This is a genomic window from Streptomyces sp. NPDC002676 (genome assembly GCF_053592455.1).
Genome location: NZ_JBSFVT010000018.1, coordinates 81,277 through 98,522, shown reverse-complemented (window position 1 = coordinate 98,522; position 17,246 = coordinate 81,277). Strand labels below are relative to the sequence as shown.

The window sequence follows — 17,246 nt, the reverse complement described above, 5'->3', positions numbered from 1 at the left end:
GAGGAGTCGTCATGTCGGATCCGAGGGACATAGCGGTCATCGGCATCGGGTGCCGATTTCCGGGTGGAGTCGATTCCCCAGAGGCGTTGTGGGATCTGATCGAGCGCGGCGGTGACGCGATCACCGAGATCCCGGCGGACCGCTGGAACGCCGAGGACTACTACGATCCCGAGAAGGGCGTGCCCGGCCGCTCGGTGTCGAAATGGGGAGGCTTCCTCACCGACGTCGCGGGCTTCGACGCCAAGTTCTTCAAGCTCAGCGAGCGTGAGGCACTGGCGACCGACCCGCAGCACCGGCTGCTGCTGGAGACCGCCTGGGAGGCGGTCGAGCACGCCGGCATCCAGCCGTCCGCGCTGGCGGGCACCCGCACCGGCGTCTTCGTCGGCATGGCGCACATCGACTACGCGCTCGCCAGCCACGGCGCCCAGCAGCAGGCGCAGGTCCACCCCTACGGGTTCACCGGGCCGGCCCCGAGCATGGGTTCGGGCCGGATCGCCTTCGCGCTGGACCTCGCCGGTCCGGCCCTGAGCGTCGACACGGCCTGCTCCTCGGGCCTGATGTCGGTGAACCTGGCGGTCCAGAGCATCCGCAACGGTGAGAGCGACATGGCGCTGGCCGGCGGCTGCATGCTGATGCTGGTCCCGGAGATCGCGGTCTCCGCGTCCGGCCTGGGCATGCTCTCGCCCACCGGCCGGTGCCGGCCGTTCGACCAGGGCGCGGACGGCTTCGTCCGGTCCGAGGGCTGCGGCATGGTGCTGCTCAAGCGCGCCGGCGACGCGATCGCCGACGGCGACCGCATCCTCGCGATCATCAAGGGCGTCGCCTCCAACCAGGACGGCCGCACCGAGACGGTCACCATGCCCTCGGAGTCGGCCCAGGTGGCCGTCCACCGGGCCGCCCTGGCCGACGCGGGCGTCGCGGCGGAGACCGTCGGCATGATCCAGGCCCACGGCACCGGCACGCCGGTCGGCGACCCCATCGAGTTCCGCGCCCTGGCCGAGGTGTACGGCCGCGGCGACAGCGCCTGCGCCGTGACCTCGGTCAAGGCCAACATCGGCCACACCGAGTCCGCGGCGGGCGCGGCGGGCCTGATCACCACGGTCCTGGCGCTCCAGCACGGCGTGGTGCCGGGCGTGCTGCACCTGACGGAGCTGGCCGACGAGGTCAGCTCGGTGCCCACCCAGCTGTTCGTGCCGGCCGAGATGGGGCCCTGGCCGGTCGAGCAGGGGCCCCGCCGTGCGGCGGTCTCCTCGTTCGGCATGTCCGGCACCAACGCCCACATGATCCTGGAGCAGGCGCCGTCCGTCGCCGACACTCCGGCGCAGCCGAGCCCGCAGGACGCCCCGGTGCGGCGGCTGTTCCCGCTCTCGGCCACCTCCGCGCAGGAGCTGGCGCCGACCGCGACCCGCATCGCGGACTGGCTCGCCGCCCATGACGAGGTCGCCCTGCCCGACCTCGGCCACACCCTGGCCCGGGGCCGCGAGCACCGCGGCGTGCGGACCGCCGTGATCGCCGCCGACCGCGCCGAACTGATCGCCGGACTGCGTGGCATCGGCGACCAGGTCGCCGAGCGGCCCCCGGCGGAGGTGGTCGGCGACGACTCGCGCGGCCCCGTCTGGCTGTTCTCCGGCCAGGGCTCCCAGTGGGCCGGCATGGGCACCCAACTGCTCGAAACCGAGCCGCAGTTCGCCGCGATGATCGCCCAGGTGGAGCCGCTCATCCAGCGCGAGTCCGGCTTCTCGGTGACCGAGGCGATGACCGCGCCGGAGACGGTGACCGGCATCGACCGGGTGCAGCCGACGCTGTTCGCCATGCAGGTCGCCCTCGCCGCGGCCTGGCAGGCGGCGGGCGTCCGCCCCGGCGCGGTCATCGGACACTCGCTCGGCGAGGTCGCGGCGGCCGTGGTCGCCGGAGGGCTCTCGCTGGAGGACGGCGTCAAGGTGATCTGCCGCCGCTCCAAGCTCTGCGCCAGGCTCGCCGGCGCGGGCGCGATGGCCTCCATCGAGCTGCCCGCCGCCACCCTGGAGCAGGAGCTGGCGCAGTACGACGACGTCGTCGTGTCGGTCATCGCCTCGCCGGATTCCACCGTCATCGGCGGCGCCACCCAGCGCGTGCGCGACCTGGTCAAGGAGTACGAGGCCCGCGGTGTGCTGGCCCGCGAGGTGGCCGTCGACGTCGCCTCGCACTCCCCGCAGGTCGACTCGATCCTGGACGAGCTCGCCGTGGTGCTCGCCGACCTGGCCCCGACCACGCCGACGGTGCCGTTCTACGGCACGGCCCTGGACGACCCGGCGACGGTGCCGTCCTTCGACGCCGAGTACTGGGTCGGCAACCTGCGCCAGGCCGTCCGCTTCGGCAGCGCGGTCACGGCCGCCCTCGACGACGGCCACCGGGTGTTCCTGGAGCTCGCCCCGCACCCGCTGCTGACCCGCGCGGTGGACCAGTGCGCCCGGGCGGCCAGCCTGCCCGCCGTCGGCATCGCCAGCATGCGCCGCGGCCAGGAGACCCCATACGGCCTGCTCACCACCCTCATCGAGGTGCACGCGGCGGGCGGCGGCGTCGACTTCGCCACCCTCTACCCGAGCGGCGCGCTGGTCGACGCCCCGCTGTCGACCTGGACCCGGCAGCACCTGCTGGTCCAGGCCGGCGAGTCGCGGCCCGCCCACACCGTCAAGATCCACCCGCTGCTGGGCGTGCACGTCCGCCTCGACGAGGACGAGGAGCGCCACGCCTGGCAGTCCGACGTCGGCACCGCGGCGCTGCCCTGGCTGACCGACCACCGGGTCCGGGACGTCGCGGCCTACCCGGGAGCGGGGCACTGCGAGTCCGCGCTCAGCGCCGCCGCCGTGGCCTTCGGGCCCGGCGCCGAGGTCCACGGCCTCAGCTTCGAGCGGATGCTGCTGCTCAGCGCCCACACCGAGGTGACCACCACCGCGGCCGTGGAGAGCCCGGGGCTGGCGCACTGGGAGGCCGTCACCACCGAGAACGACGAGCGCGCCCGGCTCGCCTCGGCCACCCTGCGCAGCGCGCCGGCCTTCTGGAGCGAGCCCGTCCCGCTGGATCTCGACCTGCTGATCGAGGAGCACACCGAGCGGCTGTCCGGCGACGAGCTGCGCGCAACCCTGACCGAGCGGGGCATCCAGTACGGCCCCGCCTTCCAGGGGGCGATCGCCGCCCACCAGCGGGTGACCCCGGGCGGCGGCCAGACCGTCCTGGCCGAGGTCTCGCTCCCCTCGCAGCTGCGCAGCTCGCAGGACGGCTTCTTCGTCCACCCCGCGCTGCTCGACGCCTGCTTCCAGTGCGTCGCCGCGCTGCCCGCCGTCTCCGGCGAGGGCGAGGGCGGCCTGCTGCTCCCGCTGGAGGTGCAGCGGCTCCAAGTGTTCGCGCCCGCCGGCAGCGCCGGGTACTGCTACGTCCAGCTGCGCTCCAGCGACGGCAACCGGGTGATCGCCGACCTGCAGCTGACCGACAAGTACGGCGCGGTGCTGCTGACCGTCGACGGCCTGGTCATGGGCACCCACGCCGGTGACGAGGAGAACGCCGACCAGCTGCTCAACGAGCGCCTGCTCACCATCGGCTGGCAGCAGGCGGAGCTGCCGGAGGCCTCGGCGAAGGCCGTGGCCGGGCCGTGGCTGGTCCTGGCCGAGGACGGCTCCGCTTCGGAGGAGCTCGCGGAGGCGTTGCGCACCCAGGGCAGCCACTGCGAGGTCCGGCCGTGGCCGGTCGCCGGCACCGAGCCCGTGCTGTCCGGCACCGCCTGGCACGGCGTGGTGCTGCTCTGCCCGCAGCCGTCCGGTCTGCCCGGTGCGGAGGCCATCGCCCGCGGTCGCGACCTGGTGCAGTCGGTCGTCGAGGTCGCGCAGCAGCTCGTCGCCGCGGACGGCACCCCGCCCCGGCTGTACGGGATCACCCAGGGCGCCCAACCGGTGCTGCCGGGCGACATGGTCAACCTCGAGCACGCCGGGATCCGGGGCCTGCTCCGGGTGGTCGGCGCCGAGTTCGCCGACCTGCGGGTCACCCAGATCGACCTCGACGCCGATCCCGACCGGGGTTCGGTGGCGAAGCGCCTGGCGTCGGAGCTCACCTCGGACACGGCGGAGGACGAGACCGCCTGGCGGGCCGGCCGCTGGTACACCGCGCGCCTCCAGCACACGCCGCTCGCCGCCGACGAGCGCCGGCCGGCCACCGTCGGCGGCCAGGACGGCGTGCGGATGGAGATCCGCCGGCCCGGCGACCTGGACACGCTGGAACTCGTCCTGGTCGGCCGCCGGGCACCCGGTGCGGGCCAGATCGAGATCGAGATCGGCGCCGCGAGCGTCAACTTCCATGACGTCCTCTTCGCCCACGGCAACTACTTCGCCTTCGAGGGCGTGACGCCGGCGCTCGGAGTCGACTGCGCGGGCACCGTCGTCCGGGTGGGCGAGGGCGTCAGCGAGTTCCGGGTCGGCGACCGGGTGATGACCAGCGCCGCCACCGAGGGCGCCTGGGGCAGCCACGCCACCATCGACGCGGCGCTCGCGGCACCGCTGCCGGAGGCGCTGAGCGTCGAGGAGGGCGCCGCCACTCCCGCGGTGTACGCCACGGTCTGGTACGGGCTGATGGACCTGGCCCACCTGCGCGCGGGCGAGCGGGTGCTGATCCACTCGGCCACCGGCGGCACCGGGCAGGCGGCCATGGCGGTGGCCCGGCACGTCGGCGCGGAGATCTACGCGACGGCCGGCAGCGAGGCGCGCCGCGAGTGGCTGCGGGCGCAGGGGGTCGAGCACGTCTACGACTCCCGCAGCCTGGAGTTCGCCGAGCTGATCCGCGAGGACACCGGGGGCGCCGGCGTGGACGTCGTGCTCAACTCCCTGACCGGCGCCGCCCAGCGCGCCAGCCTCGACCTGCTCTCCTTCGGCGGCCGCTTCGTCGAGATCGGCAAGCGGGACATCTACCGCGATGCCAAGCTGGGCCTGGCGCCGTTCCGCCGCAACCTGGCCTTCTTCAGCGTCGATCTCGAACTGATGGCCGTCGCCGACCCGGCCCGGCTGGGCCGCCTGCTGCGGGAGGTCTCCGCCAAGATGGCGGCCGGGGAGCTGGCGCCGCCGATGGCGACCGCGTTCCCGCTGGCCGACGCGGCGACCGCGCTGCGGCAGATGGCCTCGGCCCAGCACATGGGCAAGCTGGTGCTCACCACGGCGGTGGAACCGGGCACGGCGGCCGTGCTCCCGCCGGACCGGGTCCCGGTGTTCCGCGCCGACAGCGCGTACATCATCACCGGCGGCCTGGGCGGTCTCGGCCTGCGCCTGGCCCGCCACCTCGCCGCGGCCGGCGCCGGCCGGATCGTGCTCAACGGGCGGTCCGCGCCCAGCGACGCGGCGTTGCGCGAGATCCAGGCGATGCGCGACGCGGGCACCGAGGTGCACGTCGAGCGCGGGGACATCGCGACCCCGGAGACCGCCGAACGGCTGGTCGCCGCGGCCCGGGCCACCGGGCTGGCGGTGCGCGGCGTGCTGCACGCCGCGGCCCTGGTCGAGGACGCGACCGTGCCGAGCATCACCCGCGAGCTGATCGACCGGGACTGGGCGCCCAAGACCTACGGCGCCTGGTACCTCCACCAGGCCACCGCCGAGGACGACCTGGACTGGTTCTGCACCTTCTCGTCGGCCGCCGCGCTGCTGGGTTCGCCCGGCCAGGGTGCCTACGCCGCCGCCAACAGCTGGCTCGACGGCTTCGCGGCCTGGCGGCGGGCCAAGGGGCTGCCGGCGACCACGATCGCGTGGGGCGCCTGGGGCGAGATCGGCAAGGGTGCCGTCCTGGCGGAGGCCGGGGACACCACCATGATCGCTCCTGCCGAGGGGGTGCACGCCTTCGACGCCCTGCTGCGCCACACCCGGGCCTACGCCGGGTACCTGCCGCTCGCCCGGGCGCCGTGGCTGACCGCGCTGGCCAAGCGCAGCCCGTTCGCGGAGGCGTTCCAGGACAACCGCGGCGACCAGGCCCCGTCCTCGGAGCTGCGGCTCGAGTTCGAGGCGCTCGCGGCCGAGGAGCGGCTCGGCTGGCTGCGCCGCTTCGTCGCGGGCGAGGCCGCCGCGATCGTCCGCGGCGCGGTCGACCCCAGCCGTCCGTTCAACGACTACGGCCTGGACTCGCTCGGCAATCTGGAGCTGCGCACCCGGATCGAGACCAACCTCGGCATCCGCATCGCCCCGAAGGCGGTGGCCGAGAACAACTCGGCCCAGGCGCTGGCCCAGCACCTGGCGGACCTCATCGGCAGCGCACCGACCGCCGGCTGAGCGGTCGTGCCGACAGGCGAGCCCCCGGCCGCCGGCCGGGGGCTCCCCCACAACCGGGGCGGAGCGGTCGCGCCAGTCGACCGCTCCGCCCCGACCCGCTCCACCCTCCTACCGGCGCAACTCTCCAGGGGAAGGCATGACAGCGATCGTCCTGTCCGGCGCGACCGGATCACTCGGCGGCCATCTGGCCGCAGCCCTGCTCGAACAGTCACATCTCGCCATCTACTGCCTGGTCCGGGCCAAGAACCCGGCGGTCGCCGACCGGCGGCTGCGGGACCGGATGGCCGAGGTCGGCACCGACGACCCGGCCCGGCTCATCGCCGTGCCGGCCAACCTCGAGGCCCCCCGGCTCGGCCTGTCGCCCCAGGTCTGGAACGACCTGACCGACAAGGTCACCGGGATCATGCACTGCGCCGCTTCGGTCCACCTCACCGCGCCGTACCAGCAGCTCGCGCCCGCCAACGTCGGTGGCACCAAGGAGCTGCTGGAGCTGGCCGCGGCCATCGGCGAACGCCGGAACATCTCGGTCCGCTTCCACTACGTCTCGACCCTCGCGGTCTTCCTCGACGCGATCCGGGCCGGGATCGCCGTGGTGGACGAGTTCACCCAGCCGTCCATGGACACCGCGGGCGGGCTCGGCTACCCGCGCTCCAAGGTCGCCGCCGAGCGCCTGGTGCGCCGTGCGGCCGACAGCGGCGTGGTCAGCACCATCTACCGCCCCGGGCTGGTCACCGGGCACTCGGTGACCGGTGACACCTCCACCTCCGACCTGCTGATGCCGGTGCTGCGCGCCTGCGTTGCGATCGGGTACGCCCCGGACCGCGCCGAGGCGGTGCCCGGGGAGGCGGTCGACCTCGTCGCGCGCAACATCACCCGGCTCTCCGTCGGCACGCAGGGCGGCGAGGCCTACCACATGGTCAGGCCCCGGCCGGTCTCGCTGATGTACAGCTTCGACGCGCTGCGCCGGGCGGGGTACCAGCTGAAGGAGGCGTCGCCGGAGCGCTGGTGGGAGCTGGCGATGCAGCATAAGGAGGACCCGGAGATCGCTCCGCTGATCCACCTGGGTCAGATCGGCCGCCGGATGCTGGGCCTGGAGCCGGCCTACCCGCTGGCGCCGTTCCGCAGCGACCACACCTACGACACCCTGCGCCGGTCGTTCCCGGAGCCGGTCGCGCTCGACGAGTCCTTCTTCGACCGGCTGGTGGCCAACGGGCTCAGCCGGTTCACCCCGCTGCCGCAGGCCGAGACGGTCTGAGCCCGGCAGCACCGAGAGGGCCTTTCCTGCCGGAAAGGCCCTCTCGGCGTTGCTGCCGGCACCGAATGCGGCGGCCCCGACCACAGTGGTCGGGGCCGCCGCGTCCGGGTCGCGGTCACGCGTCCGGCTGGGGCTTGCGCCGCCGGAACGCGTTGGCGGGACGTGCGGCGGCGGTGAGCGCCCGCCGGTCGGTCTTGCCGTTCGCGGTGACGGGCATCCGGTCGACCACAGCCCAGAGCGCCGGCACCATGAACGAGGGGAGCCGCTCGGCCAGACGGGCCCTCAGCTCCACCGGCGTGACGGTCGTCCCCGGCGTCAGCCGGACGGCGGCGACCAGCCGCTTGTCGGCCCCGGCGGCGGCGTCGGTGACGGTGACGACGGTGTCCTCGACCTCCGGGTAGCCGCCCAGCACGTCGCTGATCGTGGTGAGTTCGATGCGGTAGCCGCGGACCTTCACCTGGTGATCGGCCCGGCCGAGGAAGTGGATGCGGCCGGCCTGGTCGATCCGGACCAGGTCGCCGGTGCGGTAGACCCGCTCCGGGACGTCGGGGGAGAAGAGGCCGAAGCAGCGGTCGGTCTCCTCCTTGTCGTTGACGTAGCCCGTGGCGAGGCCGTCGCCGCCCGTGTACAGCTCGCCGACGGCCCCCGGCGGCAGCAGCCTCGCCCGCCGGTCCAGGACGTAGACGCTGGTGTTGGGGACGGGCTCGCCGACCGGCAGCGGGCCGTCGACCTGCTCCGGGTCCCGGACCGAGTAGTACGTCGTGAAGGAGCTGTTCTCGCTCGGACCGTAGGCGTTGGTGACGGTCAGGCCGGGGTGGTCCGCGAGCGCGCGCGCGACGTGCTCGTGGGGCACCACGTCCCCGCCGCTGAGGAGGTGGCGCAGCGAGGCGAACGAGGCCGGCGCGAACTCCTGGACGAGCCGGAAGAGTCCGGCCGTCAGGAAGGCCACGGTGAGTTCGTGCTCCACGATGAACTCGCCGAGCTCGCCCGGCGAGAGCAGCCCCGGCGGGCACACCTCCAGGGTCGCCCCGGCCAGCAGCGGGCCCCAGAGTTCGAAGGTCGAGGCGTCGAAGGCCAGCGAGGAGAGGCGCAGCACGCGTTCGCCCGGCCCGAGCAGCAGGCGGTCGTTGTCGTGGACCAGCCGGATGACGCCGCGGTGCGGGATCGCCACGCCCTTCGGCTCGCCGGTGGAGCCCGAGGTGAAGCAGATGTAGGCCACCCGGTCGGGATCGGCCGGGGCGGGCGGCACGGGCCGCGCGTCGAGCTCCCAGTCCGGCCGCCAGGGGCCGACCGCGGGGAGGCCGTGTCCGGACAGCGCGTCGGCGTCCTCACCGGCGGCGATGACCGCGGTCGGCGCCGCCTTGGCGACGATCCTCGCGGTGTGCGCCTCGGGTTGGGCGGGATCGACGCCGACGTACACGCCGCCGGCCCAGAGCGTGCCCAGCACGGCGACCGTCTCGGCCACCGACCGCGGGACCGCGATCAGCACGGCGTCGCCCTCCTGGACGCCGACGGCACGCAGCCGCCGTGCCTGTTCGGCTGCCGCGCGGGCGAGTTGGGCGTAGGTCAGGGCCGACTCCGGGTCCCGGATGGCCACCTGGTCGGGGTGGCGGTCCGCCACGGCGCGGAACAGCTCGTCCAGCGAGGCGGACGGGAAGTCGCGGCCGGTCTCGTTGATCCGGGCGAGGGTCCGCAGGCCGGTGGGGGAGATGCACCGGACGTCCGCCAGGGGGGCGTCGCCGCCGGCCGCCTCGGCGAGTTGCTCCACCGCCGTCACGTAGTCGAGGACGAAGCTCTCCGCCTCCTCCCGGCTCCACAGGCCCGTCGCGTACTCGGCGTAGCCGGCGCGGATCGCCTCGCCCGGGCCGAACCGGACGCTGAGGTCGAGGCGCGGGCCGTCGTCGCGCGTGCCGAAGCCCACCTGGACCAGCGGATGGCCCGGGCCGGACCGGTCGATGCCCAACAGCTCCACGAGCCGCGGGAACGGGACGCCGTCGGCGTCCAGGCTCCAGGCGAGCGAGTCGCGGACGGTCTCGACGAACGCGCCCGGTGTGCGGTCGTCGTCGATGTCGATGCGGACCGGAACGAGGTCGCCGGCAGGCGAGTCGACGCCCACCAGCAGCCGGTCGACGCCGGTCCGCCGAGCCAGGGTCAGGCCGAACGCGGCGAGCAGGAAGGCGGACGGACTCACCTCCAGGGCCCGGCACCGCGCCAGGACGGCGTCCGCCGTGCCGACCGGGAGTACGACGGGAAGCCGCTCGGTGGCGGTGTCCTGACGGTGGGTCCGCGGCCGGTCCGACGGGATCTCCAGGATCGTGGGCACCCCGGCCAGCCGCTCCGCCCACGCGGGTGCGCCCGCCTCAGGAGCCATCGGGGGACTCCTCGAGCTGGGCGCGCCTCAGCCGGGCGAGCAGCTCCGCCTGGCCGGCGATGGTGTCGGCCTTGATGACGTCCACCGTCTTGAGCTTTAACCCGCTGGCCTTCGCGAGGCGCTCGATGAGAATGAACAGCCGGTGCGAGTCGCCCCCGCAGTCGAAGAAACCGAGGTCGTCGTCCGGTTCGAAATCCAGGAGGTCCTGCCACATCGAACGGACCAGGACGAGGAAGTCGGACGGATCGCCGGCTTCGAGGTCAGCGGTTTGCGAACGGGTCAAGTTCTCCATCACCAACACCTTGTTCGATTTTTCACCGAGTGGCAACGATATCCGCGGCCGCGCCGGCCGGGCGATATGAGAAACGCACCAACTGCCGTGAGTTCCACACCTCTCCGGCACCGGGCGGCTTAGACCGCCGCGGTTGCGAAATAGGTTCGGAGTGCGTGCGTTCCGGTTGGACGTCCGAGCACGTCCGATCAGGCACGACCGAGTACGACTGAGCACGTAGGAGAGTTGCGATGCCTCTGGACCGACTGCTCCGGCACCTGATCGCCTGGCAGAGCGTCGACGGACCCCCCGTTCCGGACCGTGAACTGACCGTCGACCAGGCCCGCGAACGGTACCGGGGGAACGCCGTCCGCCCGCGCTCAGACGCGGACCCGGCGGTGGCCTCGACCGACCGGACGATCGAGGCCGCGGACGGGACGGCGCTGCGGGTCAGGGTCTACACCCCGCAGCCGGCGGAGTCGGCCGAGCGGCGGGTGGTCACATACCTGCACGGCGGCGGGTGGGTGCTGGGTGACCTGGACAGCCACGACCGGGCCTGCCGGGGCCTGGCGGCCTCGTTGGGCGCGGTGGTGGTCGCGGTCGAGTACCGGCTGGCGCCGGAGTTCCCCTATCCCACCCCGCTGCGGGACGCGATCGCCGCGGCCCGCTGGACGGCCCGTACCTTCCCCGGCCGGAGCCATGTGATCGCGGGCGACAGCGCGGGTGCGAGCCTCGCCCTGGGCACCGCCCTGGAGGCCCGCGACCTCCGGTTCGCCGCGCACCTGCTGATCTACCCGCCGGTCGACCCGACCCTGACCCTGCTCTCGTCCAGCGAGCACGCCAAGGGATACCTGCTGAGCGCCGACGACATGGCCTGGAACTACGAGCAGTACGTCCCCGACGCGCGGCTGCGGACCGATCCCGCGGTGGACCTGCTGAACGCGGACCTGCGCGACCTGGCGCCGACGGTGGTCGCCACCGCCGAGTACGACCCGCTCCACGAGGAGGGCGCGGAACTGGTGGCGCGGATGCGCGCCGCGGGCGTCCCGGCCCGCCTGGTCACGGGGGAGGGGCTGGTGCACGGCTTCTTCCTGATGCAGGACATGGTGCCGGCGGCGGCGGCCTGCACCGAGCGGGTCATCCGCGAACTGGACGCGGTGCTGCGGCAGGAGGGCGGACCGGGGGCCGCGGACGGGACCGAGTAGCGCCCGGGCCGAGGCGGCAGTGCGCCGCCGGCGTCCTCGCGGACACCGGCGGCGACCACCGACTACGGCCGGGCCGTCACGGCGCCGGTGACGGGACGAGTTCGGACAGGCGCGACGGCAGCTGGGTGCGGCGCCGGATGCCGAGCTTGCGGTAGGAGCGGGTGAGGTGCTGCTCGACCGTGCTGACCGTGATGAACAGCTTGCGGGCGATCTGCTCGTTCGTGGAGCCGCCGGCGGCGAGTTCGGCCACCCGCCACTCCGCCGAACTGAGCTGGCGGACCGGCTCGTCGGCGCCGCAGGGGACCTTCGCCGGCGGTGCCTTCTCGACCTCCACCACCGGTGGTGCCGGCAGCCGCGCCGCGGCGCACCGGCCGGCCAGCGTCGTGGCCATCTGGCTGTGGTAGCGGGCCTGGCCGGTGTCCTCCAGCGACTCGTAGGCGTGGCCCAGGTCGGTGAGCGTGTACGCCAGGTTCAGCGAGTCGCCGCAGCGGTCGAGGGCGCTCGCCGCCTTCAGCAGCACGGGCGGGCGCTCGTCCGCGCGCAGGGTGGCCGCCAGCGCGCGGTAGGCCAGTCCGCGGGTGCGCGGATGACTCGAAGCGACCAGCGACAGCTGCTCGGTCAGCAGCTCCTTCGCCCGCGCCGCGCGGCCCTGGTGGAGGTACGCCCGGGCGGCGTCGACGCGCCAGGCCACCACCGAGGGGCAGTCGGCGCCCCAGAGCCTCATCAGGTGCCCGGCGGCCAGGAAGTCCTGGAGAGCCGAGCCATGGCGACCGCGCGCGAAGTGCAGCTGGCCCCGGGCGGTGAGGTAGACCACCCCGCCCAGGGTCCCGAACGCGGCGCTGGGAACGGGAAGGTCGAGGTAGGTCTCGGCCTCCGTCAGGTCCCCCATCGTCGTGGTGGTGAGGATGAGGACCGAGAGCGGGATGACGACGGCCGTTCCCCAGCTCTCCCGCGGCATCAGCGCGAGGGCGGTCTGCGCGTGGCGCTTGGCGTTCGCCAAGTCCCCGAGCCGGTACTGGATCTCGGCGCGCGCCGTGGTCAGCAGGGCCTTCCAGACCAGCCCGTAGGCCTCCCCGAGGGAGGCGAGCAGGGCGTTGCACCACAGCGAGGCCTTGTCGAGGTGGTCGGAGTAGACCAGGACCAGCAGCGAGGCCAGCGACGACGCCGGGCCGGCCGCTCCGGCCAGGGCCTCCCGGAGGACGAGTTCCGCGGCGGGAACGGCCGTCTCCTCGCCGGCGCCGCGCAGGACCGCGCCGAGCGCGGCCGCGGCCCGGTGCTCGGGATCGAGTCCGGCGTCCATCGGGGACGCGTCCAGGAACCCGGGGGTGGGTGCGATACCCGGGAACGTGAGCGGGAGCCACAGGCGCAGCTGCTCGGTGAGCTGCTGGGAGTCCTCTCGGGCGACCCCGGGGGAGTCGTCGCCCAGGCGCGCCATCACGCGGGTGGCCAGCTCCACCTGCCCGTTCCACAGCAGGCTGCGGACGATCGGGACGGACTGCCGCACCGAGAGGTCGCCGCGTTCGGCGGCCGCCACCAGATCGGGCAGGTAGCTCCTGGTCGCCGCGGGGTTGTAGCGCCACACGACGTCGACGAGCTTGGCGGCGGTGTCGAGCCGCTCGCGCCGGCCCGCACTCTCGCGGTGGGCCCGCTCGAGGTATCCGATGGCCTTCTCGTGGTCCCCGTTCGCGAGGCTCTGGTCGGCGGCCTCGCACAGGACCTGCCTCGCCCAGGGGATCGCCTCGTCGACGCGCATCAGGTGTTCGGCCGTCACCAGCGCCGGGGCGCCCTCGTGGTGCAGCAGGCGGGCGGCGCGTGACGGCAGGGTGTGGCGCGTCTTCTCCGGGATGCTGCGGAGCACGGCCTCGCGCACGCTCGGCAGGCCGAGCAGGTCGTGGTCCAGCAGGGCGCCGATGCCCGGGGCCGCGGCGGCCCGCCCGACGGACTCCGGGTCCGTTCCGCACAGGCGCGCCACCACGGCGGTCGACCGGAAGTCCCCCAGTGTGGCGATGGCCTGGGCGATCTCGAGCACGACCGGCTCGGCCCGGTAGAGGCAGCTCAGGACGGCGCGGCCGAAGGCCGGGCCGACGACGAGCCGACGAGAGGTGTTCGACTGCGCCGCCCCCGCGACGGCGCAGTCCTCCCCCAGGGCGTGCACGAGCAGGGGTCTACCGCCGCTGAGCAGCCGGCACTGCGATGCGATCCGGTCGGCCGTATCGGGGTCGAGCCAGTCCTCCAGCATCGTCGCGACGCCTGCCTTCGACAGCGGTTCGACGTCCAGCCGAGTGCAGTTCGGCATTCTGAGGATGTCGGCCTGGAGGAGGCGCTGGACGTCGTCCAGGCCCATGTCCGGACAGTAGGAGAGGACGATCATCATGGGGGCGGTGCCCATCCGCCGGACGACCGCGAGCAGGTACAGCAGCGACTCGACGTCCGTGAAGTGCGCGTCGTCGATGCAGACGACCAGCGGCGGGCCGCTGGTCAGGTGCTGGAACGCGCCGTGCAGCACGCCCAGGACGGAAGGGGAGATCTCGCTGTGCGCTCCCGCCCCGCCGGCGCGCTGCGCCGACGCCTGGACCTCGAGTGCCGCGTCGCCGGGTAAGACGAGCCGGGGCAGCAGGAGTTGATCGATGACTCCGAGCGGCTGGTGGCGTTCGAACTCCGAGGCGGTCGCCTCGATGACCGTCGCGCCCGCGTCGGCGGCGTGGCGGGCGAAGGCGGCCAGCAGGGCGGTCTTCCCGCTCCCCAGCGGGCCGCTGAGGGCGACGATCCGGGCTCTGCCTCGGCAGCACTCCGTGTAGATCCGGGACAGCGTCTTTTCTTCCTGGTCCCGTTCGAGCAGTTTGTCCATCACTTCTCACCATCTTGCAAACAGGGAAAGGGGTGAACCGGTACCCGACGACGAATGCGCTTGATCGTGCCTGTGAAGTTCAGGAGTGGTCCGGGGCCTCGGCGACCGAGGCCGCGCCCAGGGGGTGGGGCACCGGGATGGCCGGGCTCCTGCGGTCGATCGCGGTGATGAGCGGCCCGGTGATTCCGGTGGTGATCAGAGCCAGCAGGACCAGCACCGTGAACAGCTTCCCGTCGATGATGCCGGCGCTGAACCCCATGTTCAGCGCGATGAGTTCGGTCAGTCCGCGGGTGTTCACCAGCGCGCCGATCAGGGCCGACTGCCGGGTGTCGAGACCGCCGAGCCGTGCCATCGCGTAGCCGGTGACGGCCTTCCCGCTGATCCCGCAGACCAGGGCCACGACGAGCAGCAGCAGGTCGGGACCGCTCAGCGCGCCGATGTTGGTGGTCAGCCCGGTGACGACGAAGAACAGGGGCAGCAGCAGTCCGGCCGCCTGGTCCGTCGAGCGCAGCACGTCCGCGTCCGGCGCGCCGTCCGGCTTGGGCATCACGAGTCCGGCCACGAAGGCGCCGAAGATCGGGTGCAGGCCGAGGGTGGCGGTGACCCACGCGCCCGCCGTCGCGAGCACCAGGGCGATCGGAACCTGGCTCGACACCACGCTGTTCGCGCGTCGGATCCACCAGCCGAGCACCGGGCGGACCACGAAGGCCATCACGGCCAGGAAGCAGGCGAGGAGCAGCAGCGTCTCCAGCCACGGCCTGCTCCCGCCCGCCTTGGTGCCGATGAGGGCGGCGGCGAGCACGAGCCAGGCGGACACGTCCATGAACCCGGCGGCCGCCGTGGCGATGTCACCCACCGGGGTCCCGGCGAGCCCCCGTTCCCGGATGATCGCCGCGAGCACCGGGAGCGCGGTGATCGACGTCGCGACGCCGAAGAAGAGCACGAACGAACGGCCGCTGGCGTGCTGGCCGGCGAAGGCGCCGGAGTGCTGCACCGTCAAGGCGATGCCGGCACCGAGGACCAGCGGAACGAGCATCGCCCCCACGGAGATGAGGGCGACCGGTTTGCGGAATCTTCGGACGGATCTGAGGTCGATCTCGTAGCCCACGCCGAACATGAAGATGACGACGGCGATCTGGGCGATGACGGAGATGAAGGGCACCGCCTTGGCCGTGAAGAGGTGGGCCGTCGGATCGCCCGGAATCCTGCCGAGCAGGCTCGGTCCGAGGATGATGCCGGCGGCGATCTGGCCGATCACGGTCGGCTGTCCGAGCCGGCGCGCGACGGCGCCGAGCAGGCTCGACGCCCCGAGCACCACGGCGATGTCCCCGACGACATCGGCCGTCACCACATCCGTGTTCATTTACCATGCCCCCACAAGGTTGATGAATTAGGCGAGTTCGACGTTCAGAGCCAGCGTGCGTCTCGGGCGATCCGTAATGCGTCGATGCGGTTCCGGGCACCGAGCTTCGTCACCAGTGATGAGAGGTAGTTGCGCACGGTCCCTTCGGAGAGGTGCAGTCGGGCCGCGATCTCGACGGTGGTGTCCCCGTAGGAGAGGCGCTCCAGCACCGCGAGCTGGCGTGAACTGAGCGGGCAGCCCGCATTGGCCAGGGCGGCGACCGTCAGGTCCGCATCGAAGACGCGTTCGCCCTGGTAGAGTCGGTGCAGGGCCTCGAAGAACCAGTTCGGCGCCACGCTCCGCTGCAGCATGCCGTCGACCCCGGCGGAGAAGGACTGGCGGACGATCGACCGGGTGAAGCGCTCGGCCAGGAGCAGGCTCCGGCATTCCGGAAGACTCGATATCTTCTCGGCGACGGTGATCGCATTGCTGTCGACGCCGTCGAAGCTGATGATCGCGATATCCGGCCGATGGATCTCGGCGAATTCCAGCGCGTCGGCATCGCCGCCGACCGCCCCGACGACGAGGATCTCCTCACGCTTCTCGATCAGTGTGGCGAGCGCGCTCCGGGACAGCAGCAAGTCGTCGGAGACCATTACTTCGATTCTCATCGAATCCCCCTGGAATGAGAATGCTTGAGGTAATGTGAGAAGGGGTCTGGTCGAACGTGGCACCAGCGTTCCGGTTCTCGGAACGGCGCGCCCATCCGATGGCGGGTTCGACCTGTTGTCGACAGTGGGGCGCGTGAACACGCGTAGACCGCACGTCTGATCTGAGACCACTCTGTGCTCAACTCCCCCGTCTCGCACGTTATATGACGATCAAAAGTGCTTGCTTGCGGCTGGACTCTGCCGGGGGCCTCCTGACGGCTCCGTCGAGTGGTCTGCCGGTGGTGTGGGTCTGCCGGGTGGCGCCGACCGACTCACCCAACTCAAATGTATGGGTTTTGAGTTGGTTCTGAGCAAAAGTTGGGATCTTGTGATGGTTCGCATGGAGCGGTCATCGTGATCACCGAGACTTGCGGGATCCTGGCCGGGTCACGTGCTCCGTGGCCTCGTCGTGGTGTCACTCGGTCGAATCGTCCGACTCCGCCGCACCCGCGCAAAATCGAACATAACATAGCCACGCTGATACGGCGGGTCAACATCCAGTGCCGTGCGTATCCAGTGCCGTGCGGCGGCCGGTCGGTGCCTGGCCGACGCGGTCGTAGGCCCAGCTGGTGGGCTGTCCAGCGGGCTTGTCGGAGTCGATGGCGGCGTCGGTCCCCCGTCGCCAACTACCCCGTCAGCAGACCAGTGTGATGTGGAGTGAGAAACATTCTAGCAACCTCAAAGCCTGACTCTCCAAGTGCCCCCGGAGGGTTGGGATCGAGCGACACGCCGCCCCAGCTGCGGAATCGCCGCGGTTGGCCAAGCAAGTGTCGCCTGGTGGTGGCCTGTTCATTCAGCCTGCGCTGAGTGCCGGTCAGCTCCGTCGCGCTGGTTGGCGGTTGATCGTTGAGCATGCTCGCGCCCGGACCGGACCGCCTGCTGTTCCGACGGCGCCCCGTTCCGATCGGGCTGGGGCATGCCGCAGCACCGCGCGCACGAGTGCCAGTGGATGGCCCCCACCAGGGTGAA

The 17,246-nt window shown here is 72.6% G+C and carries 8 protein-coding genes; 3 read left to right on the top strand and 5 right to left on the bottom strand.

The window, feature by feature from the left end:
- The first annotated feature begins 11 nt into the window (after positions 1–11).
- Positions 12–6,275 carry a sulfolipid-1 biosynthesis phthioceranic/hydroxyphthioceranic acid synthase gene (gene pks2, locus ACWD3E_RS34160; protein ID WP_451391402.1) on the top strand — a complete coding sequence of 2,088 codons (6,264 nt, stop codon included), beginning with the start codon at positions 12–14 and terminating at the stop codon, positions 6,273–6,275.
- A 136-nt stretch (positions 6,276–6,411) separates the two neighbouring features.
- Positions 6,412–7,530, top strand: a complete 1,119-nt coding sequence (locus tag ACWD3E_RS34155; RefSeq protein WP_451391401.1) for a thioester reductase domain-containing protein — start codon at positions 6,412–6,414, stop codon at positions 7,528–7,530.
- Positions 7,531–7,645: 115 nt separating this feature from the next.
- On the opposite strand, the gene ACWD3E_RS34150 is transcribed toward ACWD3E_RS34155, so the two are convergent.
- Positions 7,646–9,901: an amino acid adenylation domain-containing protein gene (locus tag ACWD3E_RS34150; protein ID WP_451391400.1), complete on the bottom strand. Its 2,256-nt coding sequence runs from the start codon at positions 9,899–9,901 to the stop codon at positions 7,646–7,648.
- Positions 9,891–10,193: a phosphopantetheine-binding protein gene (locus tag ACWD3E_RS34145; protein ID WP_451391399.1), complete on the bottom strand. Its 303-nt coding sequence runs from the start codon at positions 10,191–10,193 to the stop codon at positions 9,891–9,893. Before ACWD3E_RS34145 ends, ACWD3E_RS34150 begins: the two co-directional genes overlap by 11 nt.
- A gap of 230 nt (positions 10,194–10,423) precedes the next feature.
- Here ACWD3E_RS34145 and ACWD3E_RS34140 point away from each other — a divergent pair, with 230 nt between their 5' ends.
- Positions 10,424–11,377: an alpha/beta hydrolase gene (locus tag ACWD3E_RS34140; RefSeq protein ID WP_451391398.1), complete on the top strand. Its 954-nt coding sequence runs from the start codon at positions 10,424–10,426 to the stop codon at positions 11,375–11,377.
- A 76-nt stretch (positions 11,378–11,453) separates the two neighbouring features.
- Here ACWD3E_RS34140 and ACWD3E_RS34135 read toward each other — a convergent pair whose 3' ends face one another.
- The 3 genes from ACWD3E_RS34135 to ACWD3E_RS34125 form a co-directional block, all read right to left on the bottom strand.
- Positions 11,454–14,225, bottom strand: a complete 2,772-nt coding sequence (locus ACWD3E_RS34135) for an AAA family ATPase (protein WP_451391397.1) — start codon at positions 14,223–14,225, stop codon at positions 11,454–11,456.
- Between the two features lie 79 nt (positions 14,226–14,304).
- Positions 14,305–15,588 carry a cation:proton antiporter gene (locus ACWD3E_RS34130; protein WP_451391396.1) on the bottom strand — a complete coding sequence of 428 codons (1,284 nt, stop codon included), beginning with the start codon at positions 15,586–15,588 and terminating at the stop codon, positions 14,305–14,307.
- 44 nt (positions 15,589–15,632) lie between these two features.
- Positions 15,633–16,223, bottom strand: a complete 591-nt coding sequence (locus ACWD3E_RS34125; protein ID WP_451391395.1) for a response regulator transcription factor — start codon at positions 16,221–16,223, stop codon at positions 15,633–15,635.
- Positions 16,224–17,246: the final 1,023 nt, after the last annotated feature.